Source organism: Pseudomonas sp. PS01297 (genome assembly GCF_029959305.1).
Taxonomy (GTDB): Bacteria; Pseudomonadota; Gammaproteobacteria; order Pseudomonadales; family Pseudomonadaceae; genus Aquipseudomonas; species Aquipseudomonas helleri.
In genome coordinates, this window is the sequence record NZ_JASCPQ010000186.1 from 1 (window position 1) to 3,374 (window position 3,374).

5 protein-coding genes are annotated in these 3,374 nt (G+C 60.4%); 1 reads left to right on the forward strand and 4 read right to left on the reverse strand.

What is annotated here, in order from left to right; genetic code table 11:
• Positions 1 to 74: 74 nt before the first annotated feature.
• From QMX84_RS25995 to QMX84_RS26005, 3 genes are all read right to left on the reverse strand, one after another.
• On the reverse strand, positions 75 to 665 hold the full coding sequence (locus tag QMX84_RS25995) for an HAD family hydrolase (protein ID WP_048390604.1): 591 nt from the start codon (positions 663 to 665) through the stop codon (positions 75 to 77).
• On the reverse strand, positions 662 to 1,531 hold the full coding sequence (gene tesB / locus QMX84_RS26000) for an acyl-CoA thioesterase II (protein WP_123752060.1): 870 nt from the start codon (positions 1,529 to 1,531) through the stop codon (positions 662 to 664). The genes QMX84_RS25995 and tesB overlap by 4 nt, the downstream gene beginning before the upstream one ends.
• A gap of 84 nt (positions 1,532 to 1,615) precedes the next feature.
• Positions 1,616 to 2,185, reverse strand: a complete 570-nt coding sequence (locus QMX84_RS26005) for a GNAT family N-acetyltransferase (protein WP_282365121.1) — start codon at positions 2,183 to 2,185, stop codon at positions 1,616 to 1,618.
• A 90-nt stretch (positions 2,186 to 2,275) separates the two neighbouring features.
• On the opposite strand from QMX84_RS26005, the gene QMX84_RS26010 reads away from it, so the two are divergent.
• Positions 2,276 to 3,196, forward strand: coding sequence for a histone deacetylase (locus tag QMX84_RS26010; protein ID WP_282365122.1), 921 nt, complete (start codon positions 2,276 to 2,278; stop codon positions 3,194 to 3,196).
• Here QMX84_RS26010 and QMX84_RS26015 read toward each other — a convergent pair.
• The coding region (locus tag QMX84_RS26015) for a hypothetical protein (protein WP_282365123.1) at positions 3,193 to 3,374 on the reverse strand (182 nt) is incomplete at its 5' end. The genes QMX84_RS26010 and QMX84_RS26015 overlap by 4 nt on opposite strands.

Sequence of the window (3,374 nt, forward strand, 5' to 3'; positions counted from 1 at the left end):
GAGCTTGCCTCGCGATCTTTTGATCGTTTAAAAGATCGCGAGGCAAGCTCGCTCCTACAGAGGCGGGGAATATTTCAATTCAGCAGTTGGTGAAGTTCGGCGCAGTCTTTGGCGTGCCAGTCGGTCAGTTCGGGCCACGGGTTGTCCGGGACGTTGACCAACACCGTTTTGCTCCCGGCCGCACGGCCGCATGCCAGGTCAAAGCGGTAATCGCCCACCATCACCATGTTCGACGGCGCGACAGCCCAGGCTTGCGCCAACTGCAGCAGACCATCCGGGTCGGGTTTGTGCGCGGCGTTCTCGCGCCCCAATACGTCCTGCGGCGCAAAGCACTGATCCAGACCAATCGCCTTGAGCGTGATGTGCGCCAGCTCTTGAGCGTTACGCGTCAGCACGCCCAGGCGGTAACCACGGGCAGCCAGGTCGCGCACCAGCTCGATTGCGCCCGGCGCTGGCGTGGAAGCCAATGCCAGTTCGCGCTCATGCTCCAGCAACCAGGCATGCTTGGCAGCCGCTTCGTCAGCGGGCAAGCCGTTGAGGTGGGTCAGGATGTCGTCTTCGGGCGGGATGCCCAATGCCTGACGAATCGCCGCAAAGTCATGCACGGCGAGGGTCAGGGTGCCGTCCATGTCGAACACCCAATGCTTGATGTCCTTGAGTGTCATGCCCAGTCCTTGCGGTGGCGTATCAGGCCTTCCTGCGTCACCGAGGCGACCAGTTTGCCCGCGCGGTTGTAGACACTGCCGCGCGAGAACCCGCGCGAGTTACCGGCCCACGGGCTGTCCATGGCGTAGAGCAGCCAGTCATCCATGCGCAGTTCGCCGTGGAACCACAACGCGTGGTCGAGGCTGGCCACTTGCATGTCGCGTTGCCACACGCCTTTGCCATGGGGCAGCAGCGAGGTGGTCAGCAAGCCGAAGTCCGAAGCGTAGGCCAGCAGGTATTTGTGCAGGGCCAGGTTGTCGGGCAAGGTGCCGTCGGCGCGAAACCACACGTATTTGATCGGATCGCTGACCTGGGGGTTGAACGGGTCTTCACCCACCACCGGGCGGAACTCGATGGGCTTGGCACACAGCAGTTTTTCACGCATTGATTCAGGGATCAGGTCCGCGCGCTGGCGAATCATCTCAAGCTCGGATGGCAGGTTTTCAGGCCCCACCACGTCGGGCATCGGGTTTTGATGCTCAAAGCCGTTTTCATCGTATTGAAACGACGCGCTGCTGGTGAAAATCGGTTGGCCCTTCTGGATCGCGGTTACCCGGCGGGTGCTGAAACTGCCACCGTCACGCACCCGGTCAACCTGGTACACCACCGGCAAGCTGGCATCGCCGGGGCGCAAAAAATAGCCGTGCAATGAGTGCACGTGCCGAGCGTCTTCTACGGTCTGGCTCATGGCCGACAACGATTGCCCCAGCACCTGACCGCCGAACAGCTGGCGAAAGCCCAAGTCCTGGCTGCTACCGCGAAAGAGGTTCTCTTCAATCGGTTCCAGGGTCAACAAGTTGACCAGATCATCCAATACTTGGCTCATTCAGACTCTCCTCACACAGAGCAATACCGTCGTAATCTTCGCTACGTCGGCCAACAAAAAATTTCGGCTCAGGCCTCAGCCCGTTTAACCGTGCAACGTTTCCAGCCACTGTGCCCGTGAAATGCGATACAGCACATGCGGCCTTAGTGGATGACCTTCAACCAGCTTGGGATGTTCAAAGTCGCTATCCAGGTCACGCTGCATGCCGATGGCCTGCATGACCTTTTGCGATGGCAGGTTGGGTTCGCTGGTGAACGACACCACCTGGTCCAGCGCCAGCCGATCAAAGGCGCAGCGCAACACCGCCCAGGCCGCCTCACTGGCGTAGCCCAACCCCCAATGTTCAGGCGCCAGTCGCCAGCCTATTTCAACGGCCGGGGTGAATGCAGCGGCAAAACTGACATTTAACAGCCCGGTACAGCCAATAAAGGCGCCGGTGTCTTTACGCTCCAATGCCCACATACCGTAGCCGTATTCGGCAAAGTGACCGCGAAAACGGCCAATCAGGGCTGCGCTTTCGAGGCGACTCAGGGCCGCCGGGAAGTACCGCATCACCTGCGGGTCAGCGCACAGGGCAGCGAACTCTGGCAAGTCGGTGTCACGCCAGGGGCGCAGGCGCAAACGCGGACTTTCCAGCTCTTTGATCTGCTCCATCAGGCCTCTCCAGTGGTTACCGGGCTTTGCACATGCCCAGCAGTGTACAGCGCTGTTAATATCCAGCGCTCGTTCCGACGTGAAATCCTTATGCCCGTACCGCTGATCTACCACGAAGACTACAGCCCCCAGTTCCCTGCGGAGCATCGCTTCCCGATGGACAAGTTCCGCCTGCTGCACGATCACCTGATCGACACCGGGCTGACCCGCGATGCCGATTTGCTGCGCCCCGAGCTGTGCCCTGTGGATATCCTCGCGCTGGCCCATGACCGCGCCTATATCGAGCGCTACATGGCCGGCGAACTGGCCCGTGAAGATCAACGCCGCCTGGGCTTGCCCTGGAGCGAAGCCCTGGCGCGGCGAACCATTCGCGCCGTGGGCGGCTCACTGCTGGCCGCCGAACAGGCCCTTGAACACGGGCTGGCCTGCCACTTGGCCGGAGGCACCCACCACGCCCACTACGATCACCCGGCGGGCTTTTGCATCTTCAATGACCTGGCGGTGATTAGCCATTATTTGCTGGAAAGCGGCCGGGTCAACCGCGTGCTGATCTTCGACTGTGACGTGCATCAGGGCGATGGCACGGCGCGGATTCTTGAACATACGCCGGAGGCCATTACCGTTTCCCTGCACTGTGAAAAGAATTTTCCGGCTCGCAAGGCGCAAAGCGACTGGGACATCGGCCTGCCCATGGGCATGGGCGACACCGAGTATTTGCAGGTGGTCGACGAGGCGCTGAATTACCTGTTGCCGCTCTATCAGCCGGACCTGGTGCTCTACGACGCAGGCGTGGATGTGCATAAAGACGATGCCTTGGGCTATTTGAAGCTGACCGATGAAGGCGTGGCGGCACGGGATGAAAGCGTGATGCGCCATTGCCTGGGCCGGGATATCCCGGTGGTGGGCGTGATTGGCGGCGGTTACAGCAAAGACCACAAGGCGCTGGCGCGGCGCCACGGGATCTTGCACCACAGCGCGCATAAGGTCTGGTTGTCATCAGGCGGTCATTAAGCTGTGGGTCTTTTACCCACAATGCCTGTGGAACTGCCTGTGGATAACCTGAGTGAAAGCCCTTGCAGGCCACGGTGCGTATGGCCTGCAGAAAGCTGTACGTTTTTCGTACAGCCCTTGCCTGTGTAGGAGCGAGCTTGCCTCGCGATCTTTAAAAAGATCAAAAGATCGCGAGGCA